Consider the following 639-nt stretch of genomic DNA (forward strand, 5'->3'; position numbering starts at 1 on the left):
GACGCGCTCGAGGACGAACTGGACGACCGCCCCGTCGTCGCGCTGCTCAAGGGCCGCTCCAACTACGCGTGCCTGCACAAGGTCGAGGGCGGCTACCCGGACGACGACGGCGCCCTGTTCGACGTCCCCGGTTCGGGACCCGCCGCAGGGGGCGCGGATCGCCCCCTCGGTGGCTTGGCCCAGCAGGTGCTGCGGTTGCGGGAATGGGTCGAGACCACCGAGACCGGGGACCGGGACGACGTCCAGCCGGGTGTCACGGACGCCGCGTGGCGGCAGGTCTCCGTGACCGCCAAGGAGTGCCTGGGGCGCAAGTGCCCCCTCGTGGAGGAGTGCTTCGCCGAGCGCGCCCGGGCCGAGGCCGGCGAGGCGGAGGTGGTGATCACCAACCACGCGCTGCTCGCGATCAACGCGTTCGAGGGGCTCGCGGTCCTGCCCGAGCACGACGTCGTGATCGTTGACGAGGCCCATGAGCTGCGGGACCGGGTCACGGGTGCCGTGACCGCGTCGCTGTCCGCCGCCGCGGTACGAGCGGCGGCCACGGCCGTGCGCAAGCACACCGCGGCGTCGAGCGATGCACTCGAGAAGGCCGCGCAGGCCTTCGATCTCGCCTTCGACCCCGACCCGTCCGGACTGTTGCCA

At 72.8% G+C, this 639-nt stretch carries 1 pseudogene; it reads left to right on the forward strand.

The window, feature by feature from the left end:
- Positions 1–639 (forward strand): annotated as a pseudogene (locus RF647_RS19090) (ATP-dependent DNA helicase); the annotation flags it as partial.

Origin of the sequence: Kocuria sp. CPCC 205263 (assembly GCF_040981075.1) — a bacterium.
Lineage (GTDB): Bacteria > Actinomycetota > Actinomycetes > Actinomycetales > Micrococcaceae > Kocuria > Kocuria rosea.